At 66.1% G+C, this 17,985-nt stretch carries 12 protein-coding genes; 6 read left to right on the top strand and 6 right to left on the bottom strand.

The features are described from left to right. The first annotated feature begins 31 nt into the window (after positions 1-31). The 3 genes from rimK to AB7849_RS02080 all read left to right on the top strand — a co-directional run bounded on the left by rimK (position 32) and on the right by AB7849_RS02080 (position 3,340). Positions 32-910: a 30S ribosomal protein S6--L-glutamate ligase gene (gene rimK, locus AB7849_RS02090; protein WP_092702142.1), complete on the top strand. Its 879-nt coding sequence runs from the start codon at positions 32-34 to the stop codon at positions 908-910. A gap of 476 nt (positions 911-1,386) precedes the next feature. Continuing rightward, a complete protein-coding gene (locus AB7849_RS02085; RefSeq protein WP_008212270.1) occupies positions 1,387-2,073 on the top strand; it encodes a response regulator transcription factor in 687 nt (228 codons plus the stop codon). Beyond that, entirely contained in the window at positions 2,057-3,340 is a 1,284-nt protein-coding gene (locus tag AB7849_RS02080) for a sensor histidine kinase (RefSeq protein ID WP_369500505.1), read from the top strand. Before AB7849_RS02085 ends, AB7849_RS02080 begins: the two co-directional genes overlap by 17 nt. Positions 3,341-3,465: 125 nt before the next feature. On the opposite strand, the gene AB7849_RS02075 is transcribed toward AB7849_RS02080, so the two are convergent. Next, the gene (locus AB7849_RS02075) at positions 3,466-4,848 is read right to left on the bottom strand and encodes an L-serine ammonia-lyase (RefSeq protein WP_369500504.1); all 1,383 of its coding nucleotides are present in this window, start codon (positions 4,846-4,848) and stop codon (positions 3,466-3,468) included. A gap of 68 nt (positions 4,849-4,916) precedes the next feature. Here AB7849_RS02075 and AB7849_RS02070 point away from each other — a divergent pair, with 68 nt between their 5' ends. Next, positions 4,917-5,159, top strand: coding sequence for a glutaredoxin family protein (locus tag AB7849_RS02070; protein ID WP_008210026.1), 243 nt, complete (start codon positions 4,917-4,919; stop codon positions 5,157-5,159). A 100-nt stretch (positions 5,160-5,259) separates the two neighbouring features. Here AB7849_RS02070 and AB7849_RS02065 read toward each other — a convergent pair whose 3' ends face one another. The 5 genes from AB7849_RS02065 to AB7849_RS02045 form a co-directional block, all read right to left on the bottom strand. Further along, positions 5,260-6,615, bottom strand: a complete 1,356-nt coding sequence (locus AB7849_RS02065) for a GTP-binding protein (RefSeq protein WP_008210023.1) — start codon at positions 6,613-6,615, stop codon at positions 5,260-5,262. A 10-nt stretch (positions 6,616-6,625) separates the two neighbouring features. Next, positions 6,626-7,186, bottom strand: coding sequence for a YceI family protein (locus tag AB7849_RS02060; protein ID WP_008210019.1), 561 nt, complete (start codon positions 7,184-7,186; stop codon positions 6,626-6,628). Beyond that, complete coding sequence (locus tag AB7849_RS02055; RefSeq protein ID WP_008210018.1) at positions 7,183-7,758, bottom strand: cytochrome b; 576 nt, start codon at positions 7,756-7,758, stop codon at positions 7,183-7,185. The genes AB7849_RS02060 and AB7849_RS02055 overlap by 4 nt, the downstream gene beginning before the upstream one ends. After that, positions 7,755-8,375 (bottom strand): YceI family protein, encoded by a 621-nt coding sequence (locus AB7849_RS02050; RefSeq protein WP_008210016.1) that lies wholly within the window; start codon positions 8,373-8,375, stop codon positions 7,755-7,757. The genes AB7849_RS02055 and AB7849_RS02050 overlap by 4 nt, the downstream gene beginning before the upstream one ends. Positions 8,376-8,923: 548 nt before the next feature. Continuing rightward, entirely contained in the window at positions 8,924-10,396 is a 1,473-nt protein-coding gene (locus AB7849_RS02045; RefSeq protein WP_369500503.1) for a GTPase, read from the bottom strand. A 121-nt stretch (positions 10,397-10,517) separates the two neighbouring features. Between AB7849_RS02045 and AB7849_RS02040 the strand changes: the two genes are divergently transcribed. After that, a complete protein-coding gene (locus AB7849_RS02040; RefSeq protein WP_157618195.1) occupies positions 10,518-14,123 on the top strand; it encodes a hybrid sensor histidine kinase/response regulator in 3,606 nt (1,201 codons plus the stop codon). A 248-nt stretch (positions 14,124-14,371) separates the two neighbouring features. Next, on the top strand, positions 14,372-17,962 hold the full coding sequence (locus AB7849_RS02035; RefSeq protein ID WP_008215203.1) for a hybrid sensor histidine kinase/response regulator: 3,591 nt from the start codon (positions 14,372-14,374) through the stop codon (positions 17,960-17,962). Positions 17,963-17,985: the final 23 nt, after the last annotated feature.

Below are 17,985 nucleotides of genomic sequence, written 5' to 3'. Positions count from 1 at the left end.
ACGACAGCCGCGCTGGTCATCCCGGAACCCCATGAAGATCGCCATTCTCTCGCGCAATGCGCGGCTGTATTCCACGCGTCGGCTGGTGGAGGCGGCCCGTGCCCGCGACCACGTGGTACGCGTGCTCGACCCGTTGCGCTGCTACGTGCGCATCGCGCCGGAGGCGGTGCAGATGCGCTACAAGGGCAAGCCGCTGCGCGATATCGACGCGGTGATCCCGCGCATCGGCACCAACACCACGTTCTACGGCACGGCGGTATTGCGCCAGCTGGAAATGATGGGCGTGTACACGCCCAACCCGTCCGACGCGGTGCTGCGCGCGCGCGACAAGCTGCGCAGCCTGCAAATCCTTGCCGCCCAAGGCATTGCCATGCCGGTGACGGTGTTCGGCGACAACCCCGACGACACCGACGACGTGCTGGCGATGCTGGGCGAGCCGCCGCACGTGATCAAGCTCAACGAGGGAAGCCAAGGCACCGGTGTGGTGCTGGCGGAAAAGCGCAGCGCCTCGCAGAGCGTGGTCGAGGCGTTTCGCGGCTTGTACGCCAACTTCCTGGTGCAGGAATTCGTGGCCGAAGCGAAGGGCTGCGACCTGCGCTGTTTCGTGGTCGGCGGCAAGGTGGTCGCGGCGATGCAACGCGAGGCCAGCCCCGGCGATTTTCGCGCCAACCTGCATCGTGGCGGCAGCGCCAGCGCGGCCGTGCTGAGCGCGGCGGAAAAACGCATCGCGGTACGCGCGGCCGGTGCGTTGGGTCTGGGTATCGCCGGCGTCGACCTGCTGCGCTCCCATCGTGGCCCGCTGGTGCTGGAAGTGAATGCCTCGCCGGGGCTCGAAGGCATCGAAGCGGCGACTGGCGTGGATGTATCCACCTGCATCATCGAACACCTGGAGCGGAACACGGCAAAGTGAATGTGCGGCGCTGCGCATTTCGAGAGGTTTCATGAACACTGTGCGACCGCGTATGGATGGGATTAACTGCCGCGTAACCCTGCCACCCCTATAAAGACCCCACTGTTTTTTGCTGGACACTTCAACCGCAAGGCTACGGTGGCAGCAGATGACGGTATCGGGGCAAGTAGCTTCAGCCCGGGCAGGGTGGCCGCAAGGTCATGCGCCCGGGCTTTTTTGTGCTGTTGGGTGGATCGCGGCCGAAACCGGCCATGCCATGTCCTTTGCAGGGGCGCACTCTGTGCGCGAAAGGCTTCTCGCGATACCCGGCCAAGAGCCTTCGCGCACAGGGTGCGCTCCTGCAAAAGAGCTGGGTGGGGCGGTTTCGGCCGCGATTCACCACGATGCATTCAGCTTTACCGCTTACGTCGGTGCGGCACACCGTTTAAGCTTGAGCTTCCGCCGGACTGTGTGCCGGCAGCGTAGCGGAGTGACGCATGCGCGTTCTGGTGATTGAAGACAACAGCGATATCGCGACGAACATCGGCGATTATCTGGAAGACCGCGGCCATGTGGTGGATTTCGCCGGCGATGGCGTGACCGGCCTGCATCTTGCCGTGGTGCACGATTTCGACGTGATCGTGCTGGATCTGACCCTGCCCGGCATGGACGGCCTGGACGTGGCGCGCAAGCTGCGCCACGAGGCGCACAAGCAGACCCCGGTGCTGATGCTGACCGCGCGCGACGCACTGGAACAGAAGCTCACCGGCTTCGAATCCGGTGCCGACGACTACATGACCAAGCCGTTCGCGCTGCAGGAGCTGGCCGCGCGGCTGGAAGTGCTGGCGCGCCGCGGCAAGGGCCCGCAGAGCCGGGTGCTGAAGGTGTCCGACCTGACCTACAACCTCGACACGCTTACCGTGAATCGCGATGGCAAGTCGATCCAGCTCAACCCGATCGGCCTGAAACTGCTGCAGGCGCTGATGGAAGCCAGCCCCTCGGTGGTGACACGGCAGGACCTGGAGCAGAAAGTGTGGGGCGAGGAACTGCCCGACAGCGACTCCCTGCGCGTACACATCCACGGCCTGCGCGCCGCGATCGACAAGCCGTTCGACAAGCCGCTGATCCACACGCGGCACGGCATCGGCTACCGCATGGTCGATCCGGATGCAGTCCAGGCGTAAGCTGCGGTTTCGCCTCGTCGTTTCCTTCGCGCTGTTCGGCTTCGGCCTCAGCGCGTTGTTTGCCGTGGCCTCGTTGTACGTGCGCGCCAAGGTGGAAGATCAGTTGGTGGTCTCGGCGTTGCAGCACGACGTTGATCAGGCAGTGAATCAGATCATTGCGCACCCTGATCAGCAGTCGCATTCTGAATTGCTGGAGGCATGGTTCAAGAGCGAACGTACGCTTTACAAGATGCCATTGGCTTGGCAGAACCTGCAGAGTGGTGTGCACGACATCACCGAAACCAATGCCGACGGTACGGTCAAGCACTACAAACTGGCGGTGCGCCGGAAGGATGGCATCATCGGCTTTGTGCGCTACGACGTGGGGCGCGAGGAGCTGGGCAAGCGGCAACTGATCACTTCGCTGATCGCAGCCGTGTTTCTTTTCAGCCTGCTCTCGCTGGCGATCGGCCTGTGGCTGTCGCGAAAGGTGCTCAAACCGGTGACCCAACTGGCGCAGCGGCTGCGCGACTTCCGCAAGGCCGGCAAGGCCGAGCCGCTGGCGGCGAACTTCGCCGACGACGAAGTGGGCGAACTGGCGCTGGCGCTGGACGAATACGCCGCGCGGCTCACCGCGATGGTCGAGCGCGACCGCGAATTCAACTCCGACGTCAGCCATGAATTGCGCACGCCGCTGGCGGTGGTCGCCAGTACCACCGAGTTGCTGCAGGGATCGCCCGACCTGACGCCGAAGCTCGCCGAGCGGCTCAAGCGCATCGAGCGCGCGTCGCGCCAGGCGACCGAACTGATCGAGGCGTTGCTGCTGCTGTCGCGCGCCGAGCGTCGCGGCCCTACCCGCGGCGAAACCACCGACGTGGGCAAGGTTGCCGCCGACGTGATCGAAAGCCAGCGTCCGCAGCTGCGCGGCAAGCCGGTGGAGATCGAGCTGGCGACGAACGAGGCGGTGAGCGTCAACGCCCCGGCCTCGGTGCTGTCAGTGGCGCTGACCAACCTGATCGGCAACGCCATCAAATACACGCTGGAAGGCACCGTGCGCGTGGAAGTGGGGAAAGGCCGCATCGAAGTGATCGACACCGGCCCCGGCATCAAGCCCGAAGATGCCGAACGCCTGTTCCAGCGCGGCGTGCGCGGCGAAGGCGCCGGCGGCAGCGGTGCCGGGCTCGGCCTGGCCATCGTGCGCCGCCTGTGCGACCTCTACGGCTGGAACGTATCGATGCGCCCACGCAGCGACGCCAACGGCGCCATTGCGAGCATCGTGTTCGACTGAACCAACCCTCGCCCTCCAGGCTGTACTCGACCCGTACCTGTAGGAGCGCACCTTGTGCGCGAAGGCGCTGGCGCTGATCGAAGCAAAAGCCTTCGCGCACAGGGTGCGCTCCTGCATGGGGGCGCTCAGCACTCGATGACGTTGACCGCCAGGCCGCCGCGGCTGGTTTCCTTGTACTTGTCCTTCATGTCGCGGCCGGTGTCGCGCATGGTCTTGATGACCTTGTCGAGCGAGACGCGGTGCTTGCCGTCGCTCTTCATCGCCATGCGGCTGGCGTTGATCGCCTTGACCGAGCCCATCGCGTTGCGTTCGATGCAGGGAATCTGCACCAGGCCGCCGATCGGGTCGCAGGTGAGGCCGAGGTTGTGTTCCATGCCGATCTCGGCGGCGTTCTCGACCTGGTGGATATTGCCACCCAGTGCGGCGGTGAGGCCGCCCGCGGCCATCGAGCAGGCCACGCCGACTTCGCCCTGGCAGCCCACTTCGGCGCCGGAGATCGAGGCGTTTTCCTTGTACAGGATGCCGATGGCGGCGGCGGTGAGCAGGTAGTCGACGATGCCGTTCTCGTCGGCCTTGGGGCAGAAGTGCAGGTAGTAATGCCCCACGGCCGGCACGATGCCGGCGGCACCGTTGGTGGGTGCGGTGACCACGCGGCCGCCGGCGGCGTTTTCCTCGTTCACCGCCAGCGCGTACAGGTTGACCCAGTCCAGGATGGTCAGCGGATCCTTCAGCGAGGCTTCCGGCTGGTTGCGCAATTCATCGGCCATCGCCGGGGCGCGGCGCGTCACGTGCAGGCCGCCGGGCAGGGTGCCGGGCGAGCGCAGGCCGCGAGCCACGCAGTCGCGCATGGCCTTCCAGATCACCAGCAGGCCGGCGCGGGTTTCCGCCTCGGGGCGCCACACGCTTTCGTTGGCCAGCATCAACTGGGCGATGCTGAGGTGATGCTTTTCGCACTGCGCCAGCAGTTCGTCGCCGGTGGAGAACGGGTAGGGCTGTGCGGTGGTGTCGGCGACGATGCGGTCTTCCGCCGCTTCATCGGTGTTGACCACGAAGCCGCCGCCGACCGAGTAGTAATCGCGCGTGGCCAGTTCGTTGCCGTCGGCATCGTAGGCGGAAAAACGCATGCCATTGGTGTGGAACGGCAGCTTCTGGCGCTTGTTGAAAACCAGGTCGCGCTTCTCGTCGAACTCGATCTCGTGCTTGCCCAGCAACGACAGGCGACCGCTGCCGCGAATGTGTTCCAGCGTGGCCGGAATCCGGTCGGGATCGACCGTATCCGGATGCTCGCCGGTGAAGCCGAGCAACACCGCCTTGTCGGTACCGTGGCCGCGCCCGGTCATCGCCAGCGAGCCGTACAGTTCCGCGCGCACGCGCACTACGTTGGCAAGCACGCCTTTCTCTTCCAGCCAGCGTTCGGCAAAACGCGCGGCGGCGCGCATCGGCCCCACGGTGTGGGAGGAGGACGGCCCGATGCCGATCTTGAACAGGTCGAATACGCTGACGGCCATGGCTACGCTGCTGGGAAGATGGGGATGAACGGTTATTCTACGCGGGATCTCCATCCATCCGCAGCCGCATGCCCCGACTGATCCTCTACCAACGCGACTACTGTCACCTTTGCGACATGGCGCTGGCCGTACTGGCCGAAGCGCGCACGCCGGAATTCGACAGCGTGTGGGTGGACGACAGCGAGGAACTGGAGCGGCGATACGGCACGCGCGTGCCGGTATTGCGCAATCTCGACGACGGCCGCGAGCTGGACTGGCCGTTCGACGCGGCCGCGGTGCGGGCATTCCTGGGCAGCAAACGCCTCCTGTAGGAGCGCACCCTGTGCGCGATGCTCTTCCTGTGGCGTTTGCGCCGCAAAGCATCGCGCACAGGGTGCGCTCCTGCATGATGGGGCAGGTGATGCGAGCGACCTACGGTGCGCGTCTCAACCGCTTGAGAATCTCCTCGCGCGCTTCGCGCAGGATCGAATCACGGTCGAGGCTGGCGACGATCTCGGCGACGGCGCGTTTGGCGCCTTGTTCGCCCCAGGACTTGCCGGCGATCAGATAGCGTTCGGCCGCGCGGCCGATCAGCACCGTGGCGTACCAGCCGAGCGCGCCCTGGGCCGCGGCAGTGACTACGGTGGACAGCCCGGCACTGACGCCTTTCAGCGCCGAGGCCACCAGTTGCACGCCCCAGATCGCGCCCATCAAGGCGGCGAGCTGGGCGGAGATCACCGCCACCAACCGTCCGGATTCGGCGCGGGTCAGCGGCAGACCGTAGACGCGCGACAGTTGCACCACCATCGCCGCATCGAGGCCGGCGGCGGCGAGCAGGTCGGCGACGGGAATCGGATTCAGCGCCACCGCCACGCCCTTGGCGATGCAGTAATGGCGGATCAGCTTGCTGGCCACCGCGCGGCGCGTTTCGGCGATGCGTGCGCTGACCTGATCGGTAAGTCGCCCTGCGTACAAGCCGGCATTGAGCGCGGACAGCGTCTTGCCTTCGCGCGCGGCGATGGCCAGCAGCCGTTCGCGCAGGGCGGCGACGTCGGGTGGTGTGGCTTGTTCGGACGAAAGCCCGTGCCTGTTCACGGTGTCATCGACGACGTATTGTGCGGCCGGGCGTGCCGCCACCGCCAGCACATCCTGCGCGCGCAGCAGCCCCTGCGTGCGCTGGCGCAGGTGATCGAGCAGATCCACACGCTCGGCCGCGCTGTAGCGGTCGGCCTTGTTCAACGCCAGCAGCAGCGGGCGCTGGGTGGCGGCCAGGGTTTTCAGTGCGTCGAGTTCTTCGCGGGTCAGGTCGCCATCACAGACGAAGATCACCAAATCGCATATTTCGGCGACATCGAAGGCCAGCTTCTCGCGTGCTTCGCCATCCAGCTCGTTGATGCCGGGCGTGTCGATCAATACCAGACCGTCGTGCTGCGCCTCGTCCAGCGTGGCCTGCGCAGCCTGGGTGGTGGTGCCGTGCAGGACGCCGACCGCGAATGCCTCGTGTCCAAGCAACGCGTTGGCCAGCGACGACTTGCCGGCGGAGACGCGGCCGAACACCGCCACGTGCAATTCACCGCGCTCCAGCCGGGCCAGCATCGACTCGATGCGCGCGAAATCGGCGGCCAGTTCGTGGCGAACCGACGGCGGAATGGCGGGATCATCGATCAGCTTGCGCAGGCTGTCGGCCACGCGCGTATCGGCGTTGCCGGAGGCTGTACGCGTCGGCGCGGGCGCAGGCTCCGGCGTGAGCCGGTTGCGCAATCGCTGCCAGAGTGCGTCGAAATCCACGCGTGATCGGCTACTTGGCAGCGAGCACGAGGTGTGCGCTGACTTTCACGTCAGCGCCGATCACCGAGGTATCGGCGTACTGGCCGCCGCCCACGTTGAAATCGAGGCGCTTGAGGTTGCCGCTGACATCCAGCGTGGCACCGCTGCCCTGCGGCTTGAAATCCACCGTCAGGCTGACTGGCTTGGTCACGCCACGCAGGGTGAGCTGGCCATCGGCGATCACCTTGCCGCCAACATCGCGGAAACCGGTGGTGACAAAGTGCGCGGTGGGAAATTTGGCCACATCGAAGAAGTCGGGGCCGGGCAGGGCGCTGTCACGATCACTGTCGCCGGTTTTCGCACTGGCCAGGTTCACGTCGACGTCGAACTTCGAGCTGGCCAGATGTGCCGGGTCGTAGCTGATCGTCGCGGTCCACTGGCTGAAGCTGCCATCGAAATTGGCGCCCTGGAAAACGCCGACAAAACCGAGCTTGCTGGCGGCCGGTTGCACGGTGTAATCGGTGGCGAAGCCCGCGCAGGGCAGCGTCAGTGCAGCGAGTAACAGCAGGGATTTCAGGGCGGGATGTTTCATCGATGGTCTCCTTCGGGCGGCGTGCGCGGGCGGCCGAACGGCAGCATCCGGCGCAGCACATTGTCGCGATCGAATACGTGATGCTTCAGGGCGGCGCCCACATGCGACACCAGCACCAGCAACAGCAGGAAAAACAGGTATTCGTGCACGTCGCGCACGACATGGCTGATGCCCTCGTTCTTCGCCGTCAGCGCGGGCAGGTTGAACAGCTTGAACCATTGCAGCGGCTTGCCGGTGACCGAGTTGAACCACCAGCCGCTGAGCGGAATCGCCGCGATCAGCACGTACAGGAAGGCATGCGTGGCGTGCGCGACCCGGCGCTGCCAGCACGGCATCGGTTCATCCGGTGGCGCGCGTTCGCTCAGTCGCCACGCCAGCCGCAGCAGCAGCAAGGCCAGCAGGGTCAGGCCGATCGACTTGTGCAGCGCGAACACGTTGATCTTCGAGATCGACGGCGACATGCCGACCATCAGCAAGCCCCACACACCATTGCCGAGAATGCCCAGCGCCATGATCCAGTGGAAGCACTTGATGACGCTGCCCCATTGGCGATGGTTGCTGCGCAGACTCATGGTTTGGCTCCGGAAGTGGTGTCGATGTGATCATCGCGAATCGCCTCGAGTTCCAGCCATACGGCGACGTTGTGACCGATGGCGTTCGGAAACGCGGTGATGCCGAAGGCGGTGCGGTCCAGCGTGGCAGTGGCCGAGAAGCCGGCCACCACGTGCATGCCGAAGATCGTGCGCGCCAGCCGGTTGAGGGTGAACGGCAACGCGACCGGCCGGGTCACGCCATGCAGGGTCAATTCGCCATGCAACACACCGTGGCTGGCATCCTTGCGTTCCACCGAGGTGCTGACGAAATGGGCGTAACGTTCGTGCGAGCAATCGAGCAGCGAGCCGCCGCAGACTGCGTCATTCCACTTCGCATCGCCCATGTCGACGCTGCCCATGTCGATATCCAGCACCGTGGACGCATGGCTCCAGTCATCCGGATCGAAGCGCAACCAGCCGCGCGCGATATGCAGCCGCCCGAACGGCCGCGAATAGCCGTCGTGGTCGATGCTGAAGACGATCTGGCTGTGCACCGTGTCATAGCGGTAGGTGTGCGTGGCGGCTTGCGCCGCTGCTGGCAATAGCAGGATGGCCAGGGCAAACGACAACCAGCATGTGGGGCGGAAACGGGGCATGGGCGAAGTCTGGCCGAATGATGCGGGCGATGCCAGTTGCCAGTTGCGAACAAAGTGTTCGCGATGCGGTGCTGCTCGTTGCGCGCACTTGTTTCGCCGGTTTGCTGCTGTTGCCCGAGGCGCTTTGAGTGGTGTTTTGCCTTGACTGAAATGTTTCGGCCGCGTGCCGCCATCTAAGGTGTCGGGGTTTCACCCGTCTGCCGACGGCCGAGTCACTTTCTCTCGCTTGCCCGAGAGAAAGTAACCCAAGAGCCGCACACCCAAGCGTCGAGTTCAATTACGCGAGCCTGCCCTCCCTAGCCTTCAGTTAACGGTGACGGCGCGGTGTGGCCGCCCGTGTAACAGGAAGAGTCACGCAAGTTCCAAACACCTCGACCGACAAGGCTTGTAGGGTCGGCGGGTCCCATCAGGCCATTTCTCTGGGTTACGTCTCTTTGGGCCAGCAAAGAGAGGTAACTCGGGCGCCGGCAGGCGCTCGAAAGCCCGCCGCAGGCGAGCCACTTGTCGACCACCTTCAACAGGGCGAAACAACAAACAGACAGCGAAGCCTACGAGGCGTGATCCTCGTCCCGCTCCCGCCAGGCCTCCATCGTCAGCGCCGCCAACTGCCGCATCCGCGCCCCCCGCGCATCCGCCAGCAACCCCTTCAACCGTTCCCCGGCATCCTGCTGATCCAGCGTCTTGCGCTCGGCCAGCGAGGCGGACAGCGCGCGGCCCATCGAATCGAAGATCAAGGCGTAAGCGAATGCGTGCAGCACGCCGCCGCCCAATGTACCGAGTCCGGGGAAGGCCTTCAGTGCATTGCCGGCCACGGCCAGCACGATGGAACTGCCGGTGCGCAGGGTGAGCCGGGCTTGCTGGATGAAGTCCTCGATCTGGACGTCGCTGACGCGCACGCCGTACAACGCGGCCAGTTCGCGGGTGAGCGCGGTGGCCAGTGCGCCCTGGATCACCAGGTCGCTGCCTGGCACCACCGCCGCCAGTGCGCCGACGATGGCGCGCCGCGCGTACTTGCGCACGATGCGTTCGGATTCGGCGGCGCGGGTTTGCGCCTCGAGGACGCCGGTGCGTTCGTGCACGCCGGCCAGCACGGCGTGTTCGCGCAGTGGCTCCAGCCCTTCGGCGCCGGGGGCGGTGAGTCGGGCCAGGGCGTGCAGCAACGGCTCGATGTCGGGCGTGCGCTGGCGTTCGACCTGCTCGGTGCTGCCGTCGGCGAGCCGGCGCTGGAAACGCTCGCTGCCGCCGGCGCTGATCGCCACCACGGTGGCGGCGATCCCGCGGGTCTGCCGGCGCAGGCGATCGAGCAGTTGCGCGCGCTCGGCCTCGTTCCACTGGTCGGCCTTGTTCAGTGCCAGCAGCAGCGGCTTGCCGAAATCGCCGAGCCAGCGCAGTTCATCCATCTGGGTGCGGGTGAGGTCGCCGGCGCACAGGTAAACCACGGCATGCGCGCGCAGGGCTTCGTGGCGGGCCAGGGTTTCGTGCGTCTCGCCGCCGGCCTCGCGGCTGCCGGGGACGTCGGCCAGCACCAGCACGCGGCCATCGGGCAACTGGCCGTCGTGATGGGTGACGCTTTGCGTGGTGCCGCCGCGCACATCGCTGGTGGCCAGCGCTTGCGGCGCCAGCGCACGGATCAGGCTGCTTTTGCCGCTGGAGATTTCGCCGAATAACGCCACGTAGACACGGGCGCTACTGCGGCGGCGATCGAGTTCGGACAATTCCGCGTTGAGCGCCGCGGTGTCGGTCCCGCGTTCGCGCAGCTGGCCGATGCGGCGCTCCAGGCTGCCGCGATCGGGCGCCGGCACGGGACGACGCTTGCGGCGCGGACGCAGCAGCCACCACAGCACGCCCAGCCCGATCAGCGCGAAGACCAGCAGCACGAGGCCCAGGGTCCATTGCAGCCACGTGGGCAGGGTGAGGAAGCGTTGGGCCAGCGCCAGCGCGCGGTCGGCGGCGGCAAACAGCAGCCATGACAGCGCGGCGATGGCGAGTGCGGCGAGCAGCAGTCGGGGGCGTCGGGTCATGCGCCGAAGTGTAGCGGCAGGGTCGCCGACTCGCCCGAACGGCGGGGTTTTGGCATCATGCACGGGTTGTGACGGACCGCGACACGGTCGTCCGTCGTCCAGGGAGGCATGGGGGAGGCTCATGGCGGGGACGCTTTTGCTGGGAATGGCGATGCTGCTGGGTACCACGATGCCTGGTGCTTCGGTGCGTGCGCCAACGCCCCATGCGCCGATGGTCGGTACGGCGCCGGTGGCCTCCGTATCGGCAACGAATACGCCGCTGCCAACCCCGCAGTTTCGCCGCTATGGCACCAGCGATGGCCTGCCCAGCACGCATGTCTATGCCGTGGCGCAATCGCCTGACGGCGCGATCTGGTTCGGTACCAAGGGGGGCATCGCCCGCTTCGATGGCGTGCAGTTCCAGGTTTTCCGGCATGCCAAGAACGATCCGGGGTCGCTTTTCGACAATGGCATCGACGCGTTGCTGGTCGACCACCAGGGGCGTCTCTGGGCCGGGGGCCTGAACGCGGGCCTGAACCGTTATGTCGCCGCCACCGGCACGTTCCTGCACTGGGGCCACGACCCGGCCGATCCGCACAGTCTGGTCAGCGACCGCGTCTGGTCGATCGCGCAGACCGCCGATGGCAGCCTGTGGGTGGGCACCAGCGCCGGCCTCGATCGCATGAGTCCGGATGGCAAGGATTTCGAGCATATCGTCAATCCGTTGCTGGGCGACAAGCCGGGCGACTTTGGCCCGGTGGGCGCGCTCTACGTGGATGCGAAGGGGCGGCTGTGGATCGGCAGCGACCACGGCACCTTCGTGCGCGAAGCCGACGGCAGCATGCACGAAGTGCTGGAGGCGGGCAGCAAGCGGCGCGTCGTGCCCTGGCGCATCGAGGGCACCGGCGACGAGGTGCGCATCGCGACCGTCGATGGCTTGATGATCGTGGGCAAGGACGGCTATGCGCATCCTTTCGGTGCGCCGACGATTCCGGCCACCAACGTGATGTCGAGCGTCCGCGATGCGGCCGGTCGCTTGTGGGTGGGCACGCAGAAGGGCCTGTTCGTGCAGACGACGGCGGGCGGACCGGTTACGCCGGTCAGCAATCATCCGGTGCTGTACGGCAACCTGCCCGGCACCTGGGTGTGGCAGATCATGACCGACCGCGAGGGCGGCGTTTGGATGGCCTTGTTCGACGGTGGCGTGGCTTATCTGGCGCCCGGCTGGAACAGCTTCAGCCGCTTCACCCATGTGCCGGATGATCCGTCCAGCCTGCGCGACGCGATGGCCACCACGATGGCGCGTGGGCGTGACGGCCGACACGTCTGGGTGGGCGAGCGGCGGGGGCGGGTGGATCGGCTCGATCCGGCCACCGGCCATGTCGAGCAGGTGATCTCCGGGCTTGTCGGCGACGTGGTCGGGATGACCCAGGACAATCGGCACCGGCTGTGGGTGGCGGTGCAGGGCGGGCTCTACGTGTGCGCGATTTCGTCCTGGCGCTGCACCAAGGTGGATATCGGATCGGCCGGTGCCAAGCGCCCGCTTGAAGTGGAGCCCGGTCCCGATGGCCAGATGTATGCGCGTACATTCGGCCATGGCGTGTTCCGGATCGACCCGGACAGCCTGAAGGTCACGCGGATGCCGATGGACCAGCCCAGCGACAAGGTGCTGTGGGGCAGCCAGATGACCGAGCATGGCGGCGTTTTCTGGTATGCCAGCGATGGCGGCATGATGCGCCTGAACGCCACCAACAGCCGTTTCGAGATGGTACCCGGCGGACCGGTGGGGCAATCGGTGGATGCCTTCTCGTTCGATGCGCATGGCTTGTGGATGGCCAACGACAACGGCCTGACCCATTACCACTATCAGGGCGACGGCATCGCGCTGGATCGCACCGTCGACAGCGCGCATGGCTGGCCGCCGGTCAGCGTGGTGGATCTGCGCGTGGATGCGCATGGCCGGGTCTGGATATTCGGCCACGACGGCCTGTGGTGCTTCGATCCGGCCAGCGGGAAATTCCGTGCGCTCGGGTTGCAGGATGGACTGACCAACGGCGAGTTCACGCGTGGCTATGCGCTGATGCCGAGTGGCTACATCTACGCACCCACGCTTGGCGGGGTGGTCGCGTTCGATCCCGATCGGGTGCAGGACCATCCCGGCAAGCCGCATCTGGCCATCACCCAGGTCAGCATCAACGCCGGCAAGAACTGGACTGCGGTGCCAGTCCGCAATGGCGTGTTGCACATGGGTTGGGGCGAACACCGCTTGATGGTGCAGACGCGGGCATTCAGTTACCTCGATCCGCCGTCGACGCTCTACTGCTTCAAGCTGGTCGGTTTCGACAATGGCTGGGTCGATACCGGCAATCGCGGCGAACGCACGTTCATCGGCCTGAGCGCAGGCGATTACACGCTGGAAGTGCATGCTTTCGTCAACGGCCACTGGACCTCGCTGGCCGCGCCGTTGCGCATCCATGTGCAGTCGCCACCGTGGCTGCGCTGGTGGGCGTGGCTGGTTTACGCCGTGCTGATCGTGTTGCTGGCATGGGCCATCCTGCTGGCATGGCGGCGGCGCATGGCAAGCCGGCAACAGATCATGCTGGCCGAGCAGCGGCGCAGCCTGGCCGAGCAGGCCAGCGCGGCAAAAAGCCAGTTCCTGGCTACGCTGAGCCACGAGATCCGCACGCCGATGACCGGCGTGATGGGCATGGCCGAACTGCTGCTCGCCACGCCGCTCAATGCCGTCCAGCACAGTTACGCCGAAACCATGCAGCGTTCCGGCGAGCTGCTGCTGAAATTGCTCAACGATGCGTTGGACCTGGCTCGCATCGAATCGGGCCGATTGCAACTGGAGCCGGCACCATTCGATCCCTGCGCCCTGGTGCAGGAGATCGGCCGCCTGCAAACCGGCCACGCGCGTGCCAAGGGGCTGGAGTTCGACGTGGAAATCGAAACCGACCTGCCGCCGCGCGCGATGGGCGACGTGTTCCGCATCCGCCAGATCCTGCTGAACCTCGCCAACAACGCATTGAAGTTCACCGAACACGGTCGCGTGGTGCTTGGCGTGGGGTGCTACGGCGAGGAACTGGTGTTCAGCGTCTGCGACACTGGCCCGGGCATTCCCGAGGACGTGCAGGCGCATCTGTTCGAACCGTTCGAGCAGGGCGAGAGTCCGCAACGCCGCGTGGGCACGGGCCTTGGCCTGTCGATCTGTCGCGAACTGGCCTTGCTGCTGGATGGGCGCATCGGGCTGGAATCGCGGATGGGCGAGGGCAGCATTTTCCGGTTGCACCTGCCACTGCACGAGGTCAGCACGCCGGCACCGCGGACATTGCCGGTGCCACGCCGGGGCGATGGCACGACGCGCCAGATCCTGCTGGTGGAAGACGACGCCATCGTGGCAGCAGTCGTCCGTGGCTTGCTCGAACGCCTGGGGCACGGCGTTCGCCACGCGGTGAACGGACTGGAGGCGATGGCCGAACTGGCACAAGAACCTTGCGACCTGGTGTTGATGGATCTGGACCTGCCCGGTCTCGACGGCTTCCAGGTAGCGCGTCTGATTCGCCAGAACGAAGCGCCCGGCGAGCATGTGCCGATCATTGCCGTCACCGCCCGCACCGGTGGTGACGACGAGGCCCGCAGTCGTGCCGCCGGCATGGACGATTTCCTGCGCAAGCCGCTGACCGGTGCGCAATTGGCTGAAGTGCTGGCGGAATGGGCCTCGCCGTCGACCGCGTCGACGAGTTGAGGCAAGGGACCGAGGGGCTGGCGAGGATGCCGGGAATGCCATTCGCGGCGGTTTGACCGCCGGTCTGCGCGAGTCGACCGTCCCGTGTCGGGGCGGGTCTTGCATTCATTGGCCCGAAAGGCATCGGGATGGCGATTTCGATATTGACTACAATGACGGATCTTTCTCGGCCAGCGCTCCCGAACCTCGATCGATTCGTCGTGACGGCGGGGCTTGGGCATGATGCAAGGCAGCTGCAGGGGAATCGCGTGCGGGCGTCCTGGTTATTCGGCTTCGTGCTGGCGTTATCGGCATTCGCGGCATCGGCCAGGCCGGTGGCGGAAGGTGCGCGCGCGGCTGTGCCCGGGATCGCGGTGACTGCGCCCACGCTGACGCCGCAATTTCGTTCCTACAGCGTGAGCGACGGCTTGCCCGGTGGCGTGGTTTACGCCGTCACCCAGGACCGGCGGGGCAACATGTGGTTCGGCATGTCCGGTGGCCTGGTGCGCTACGACGGCGTCAGCTTCAAGACCTTCCTGCACGAGGCCGGCAATCCCGATTCGCTCGTCGGCGGCAACATTTACAGCTTGTCGGTGGATAGCCACGACATGCTCTGGATCGGTGGCATCGACAAGGGCCTGAGCCGGTACGATCCCACCACCGGTGACTTTCGCAACTGGCAGCACAGCGACAAGGATCCGGCCAGCCTGTCGAACGACGAAGTGTGGGCCACCGCCACCACACCCGATGGCCGCCTATGGGTGGCCACGGACGCCGGCCTCGATCGCATGAATGCCGATCGGAAAGGTTTTACCCATGTCTACGGCAACGTTCCGGGCTTGCGCGACCTCGGCGCGGTTCGTGCCTTGCATGTCGAAGCCGATGGCCGGATGTGGCTGGGCACCTCCACGGGCATCTACCTGCGCCAGCTCGATGGCCGGCTGCAGCGCGTGCCGGTGGATCCGGCATTCACGGCAAAGCTGAAGATCTGGCGCATCGACGGCAGCGGCGACGACGTGCGGATAGCGGTGACCGGCGGGCTGCTGAAAGTCGGCGCCGATGGCGTGGCGCACCCGCTGAAGATCGACGGTCTGGCCGGCCAGCGCGTGATGAGCAGCGTGCATGACCATGCCGGGCGCCTGTGGGTCGCGACCGAGAAAGGGATGTTTTTCGAGAAGGCCCCGGGCCAGTGGCAACTGATCGGTGGCGAGCCGTTGTTGCAAGGTGGCTTGCCGGGCAGCTGGATCTGGCAGCTGTGCCGCGATCGCGAAGGCGGCTTGTGGCTGGCCGGCGAAGACGGCGGCGTCGCCTACCTGCCACCGGGCTGGGACCACTTCACCCGCTTCACGCACATCCCCGACCAGGCGGACAGCCTGGCCGGCACGTCGGCGCAGACGATTGCCCTGGGCGACCATGGTTCGCTCTGGGTGGGCGGTACCGGCTGGGTTGATCGGCTCGACCCGGTTACCGGCCATGCGCAGCATGTGGTCACCGGGCTGCGTGGCGCGGTCATCGACATCGTCGAGGACGTGCGCGGGCGCGTATGGATCAATGCCGAAGGCAGCGTGTCCCTGTTCGACCGGGGCAAGCTGACGCCGCTGGATCTCGGCAAGGCGGGTGTCACCCGCCCGGTCAGGCTGGCGACGTTTGCCGATGGGCGGGTTTTCCTGGCCTGTTGGCACAAGGGCCTGTTCGCGATCGACCCGGACAGTCTCGCGTTGAAGCCGTTGCCGCTGGCCGGCTCGGGGGGCACGGTGCCGCTGCCCAATCAGTTGCTGGCGCATGCCGACACGCTCTGGTATGCCTCGAAAAAAGGCTTGTTGCGGCTGGACGACGGCGCCCAGCGCATGCGGTTCGTGTCGGGTGTGCCGCGGGTGCCCATCTACTCGATCGATTTCGATTCGCACGGCTTCTGGCTGGCGCTGGACCAGGGATTGCAGCACTACCACCTCGCCGGCAGCCCCGGGCATGACTTGCACGCGGTGCTGGATGATCGCGTCGACGACCTGCCGGACTGGTCGGCGCAGAACCTGATGGGCATCAAGGTCGACGCGCTGGACCAGGTCTGGCTGCTCGACATGAACGGGCTTCGACGTTTCGATCCCGTGACGCGTGCCACGTATCGCTACGGTCCGAAGGATGGGCTGACGGATGCGCAATTCCTCAACGAGATCACGGCCACTACCGCCGATGGCAGCATCTACGCGGTATCCAAAAGCGGCGTGATCGGGTTTCGCGCGCTGCGTCGAAAAAGCGCGGTGAAAGCAGGAGTGCCCCTGGTCAGACTGGCCGGCATCGAGGTGCGTCGCGATGGCCAGGTCCAGTCCTTGCCCATCGACGACGCGACGATCCATCTGGGTTGGCGCGATCGCGATCTGCACGTCAGCGCGCGGGTGGCCTCGTACATGAATCCGACGGCCAACGACTACCGGTTCCGCTTGAGCGGCTTCGATGCCGACTGGGTCGATACCGGCAGTCGCGGCGAGCGCGACTTTGCCGGACTGGCCAATGGCGATTACCAGCTGCAGGTCATGGCTGCCGGCGCCAATGGCGTGTGGGGCCGGCTGGCCACGCCATTGCAGATCCGGGTGCAGTCGCCACCCTGGCTGCGTTGGTGGGCATGGCTGGTGTACGTCGCGCTGCTGGGCTTGCTGATATGGCTGATCTTGCTGGCCTGGCGCCGCCGGCTGGCACATCGGCACCAGATGTTGATGGCCGAGCAGCGGCGCAACCTGGCCGAGCAGGCCAGCGCGGCGAAGAGCCAGTTCCTGGCCACGCTGAGCCACGAGATCCGTACGCCGATGACCGGCGTGATGGGCATGGCCGAATTGCTGCTGAGCACGTCGCAGACCGAGCAGCAGCGCGACTACACCGAGGCCATGCAGCGTTCCGGCGGCTTGTTGCTGAAGCTGGTGAACGATGCGCTGGACCTGGCCCGCATCGAGGCCGGCAAGCTGGAGCTGGAGCTGGCGCCGTTCAGTCCGCGCCTGCTGGCGGAGGATGTGGCGCGACTGGAGTGCGGGCAGGCCCAGGCCAAGGGCCTGGTCATGAAGACGGAACTGGATGATGAGCTGCCTCTGCGCCTGGTTGGCGATGCGATGCGCATCAAGCAGGTGTTGTTCAACCTGGTCAACAATGCACTGAAATTCACCGAGCGCGGCAGCGTGACGCTGGCGATGCGTTGGCGCGGCGATGCGCTGGTGTGCACGGTCATCGACACCGGCCCGGGCATTCCCAAGGAAAGCCAGGCGCGCCTGTTCGAGCGGTTCGAACAGGACGATGGCCCGCAGCGGCGCTCCGGCAGCGGGCTGGGCCTGGCGATCTGTCGCGAACTGGTCGCGTTGATGGAGGGCACGATCAGCCTGCACTCGGCGTCCGGGCAGGGCAGCACCTTCAGCGTGCGCTTGCCGCTGAAGCTGGCGCCGAGCATGACGAAGCGCACGGCCAAGACGAAACCCAGCGGGAATGGGCGCGTGCTCGACGTGCTGCTGGTGGAGGACGATGCCATCGTGGCCGCGGTGGTACGCGGCCTGCTGGAACACCAGGGGCATCGCGTGCGCTACGCCGGCAACGGCTTGCAGGCGCTGGCCGAACTGGAGCAGGGGCCGTGCGATGCGATCCTGCTGGACCTGGACTTGCCCGGTGTCGACGGCCTGCAGCTGGCCCGGCTGATCCGCCAGGGCGAGCACGCCCGCGTGTGGATCGTCGCGATCACCGCGCGATCCGGCGGTGACGAGGAAGCACGCAGCCGCGCTGCCGGCATGGACGATTTTCTGCGCAAACCGCTGACCGGTGCGCAACTGGCCGAGGTGCTGGCGATGGTGCCTGTTGCGGGCGCCGTCGAAACCGATTCGGTGTAAGACGATCGCCAAAAACACCACGT

This window comes from Rhodanobacter sp. FW021-MT20 (assembly GCF_041107475.1).
GTDB lineage: Bacteria > Pseudomonadota > Gammaproteobacteria > Xanthomonadales > Rhodanobacteraceae > Rhodanobacter_A > Rhodanobacter_A glycinis.
The sequence above is the reverse complement of the archived record's forward strand: the minus strand, read 5'-3'. Positions and strand labels throughout refer to the sequence as shown.

What these genes read in the sequence shown, in the direction of transcription:
- rimK (WP_092702142.1), top strand. Translation starts at nt 32, where the DNA reads ATGAAGATCGCCATTCTCTCGCGCAATGCGCGGCTGTATTCCACGCGT.
- AB7849_RS02085 (WP_008212270.1), top strand. Translation starts at nt 1,387, where the DNA reads ATGCGCGTTCTGGTGATTGAAGACAACAGCGATATCGCGACGAACATC.
- AB7849_RS02080 (WP_369500505.1), top strand. Translation starts at nt 2,057, where the DNA reads ATGCAGTCCAGGCGTAAGCTGCGGTTTCGCCTCGTCGTTTCCTTCGCG.
- AB7849_RS02075 (WP_369500504.1), bottom strand. Translation starts at nt 4,848, where the DNA reads ATGGCCGTCAGCGTATTCGACCTGTTCAAGATCGGCATCGGGCCGTCC.
- AB7849_RS02070 (WP_008210026.1), top strand. Translation starts at nt 4,917, where the DNA reads ATGCCCCGACTGATCCTCTACCAACGCGACTACTGTCACCTTTGCGAC.
- AB7849_RS02060 (WP_008210019.1), bottom strand. Translation starts at nt 7,186, where the DNA reads ATGAAACATCCCGCCCTGAAATCCCTGCTGTTACTCGCTGCACTGACG.
- AB7849_RS02055 (WP_008210018.1), bottom strand. Translation starts at nt 7,758, where the DNA reads ATGAGTCTGCGCAGCAACCATCGCCAATGGGGCAGCGTCATCAAGTGC.
- AB7849_RS02050 (WP_008210016.1), bottom strand. Translation starts at nt 8,375, where the DNA reads ATGCCCCGTTTCCGCCCCACATGCTGGTTGTCGTTTGCCCTGGCCATC.
- AB7849_RS02045 (WP_369500503.1), bottom strand. Translation starts at nt 10,396, where the DNA reads ATGACCCGACGCCCCCGACTGCTGCTCGCCGCACTCGCCATCGCCGCG.
- AB7849_RS02040 (WP_157618195.1), top strand. Translation starts at nt 10,518, where the DNA reads ATGGCGGGGACGCTTTTGCTGGGAATGGCGATGCTGCTGGGTACCACG.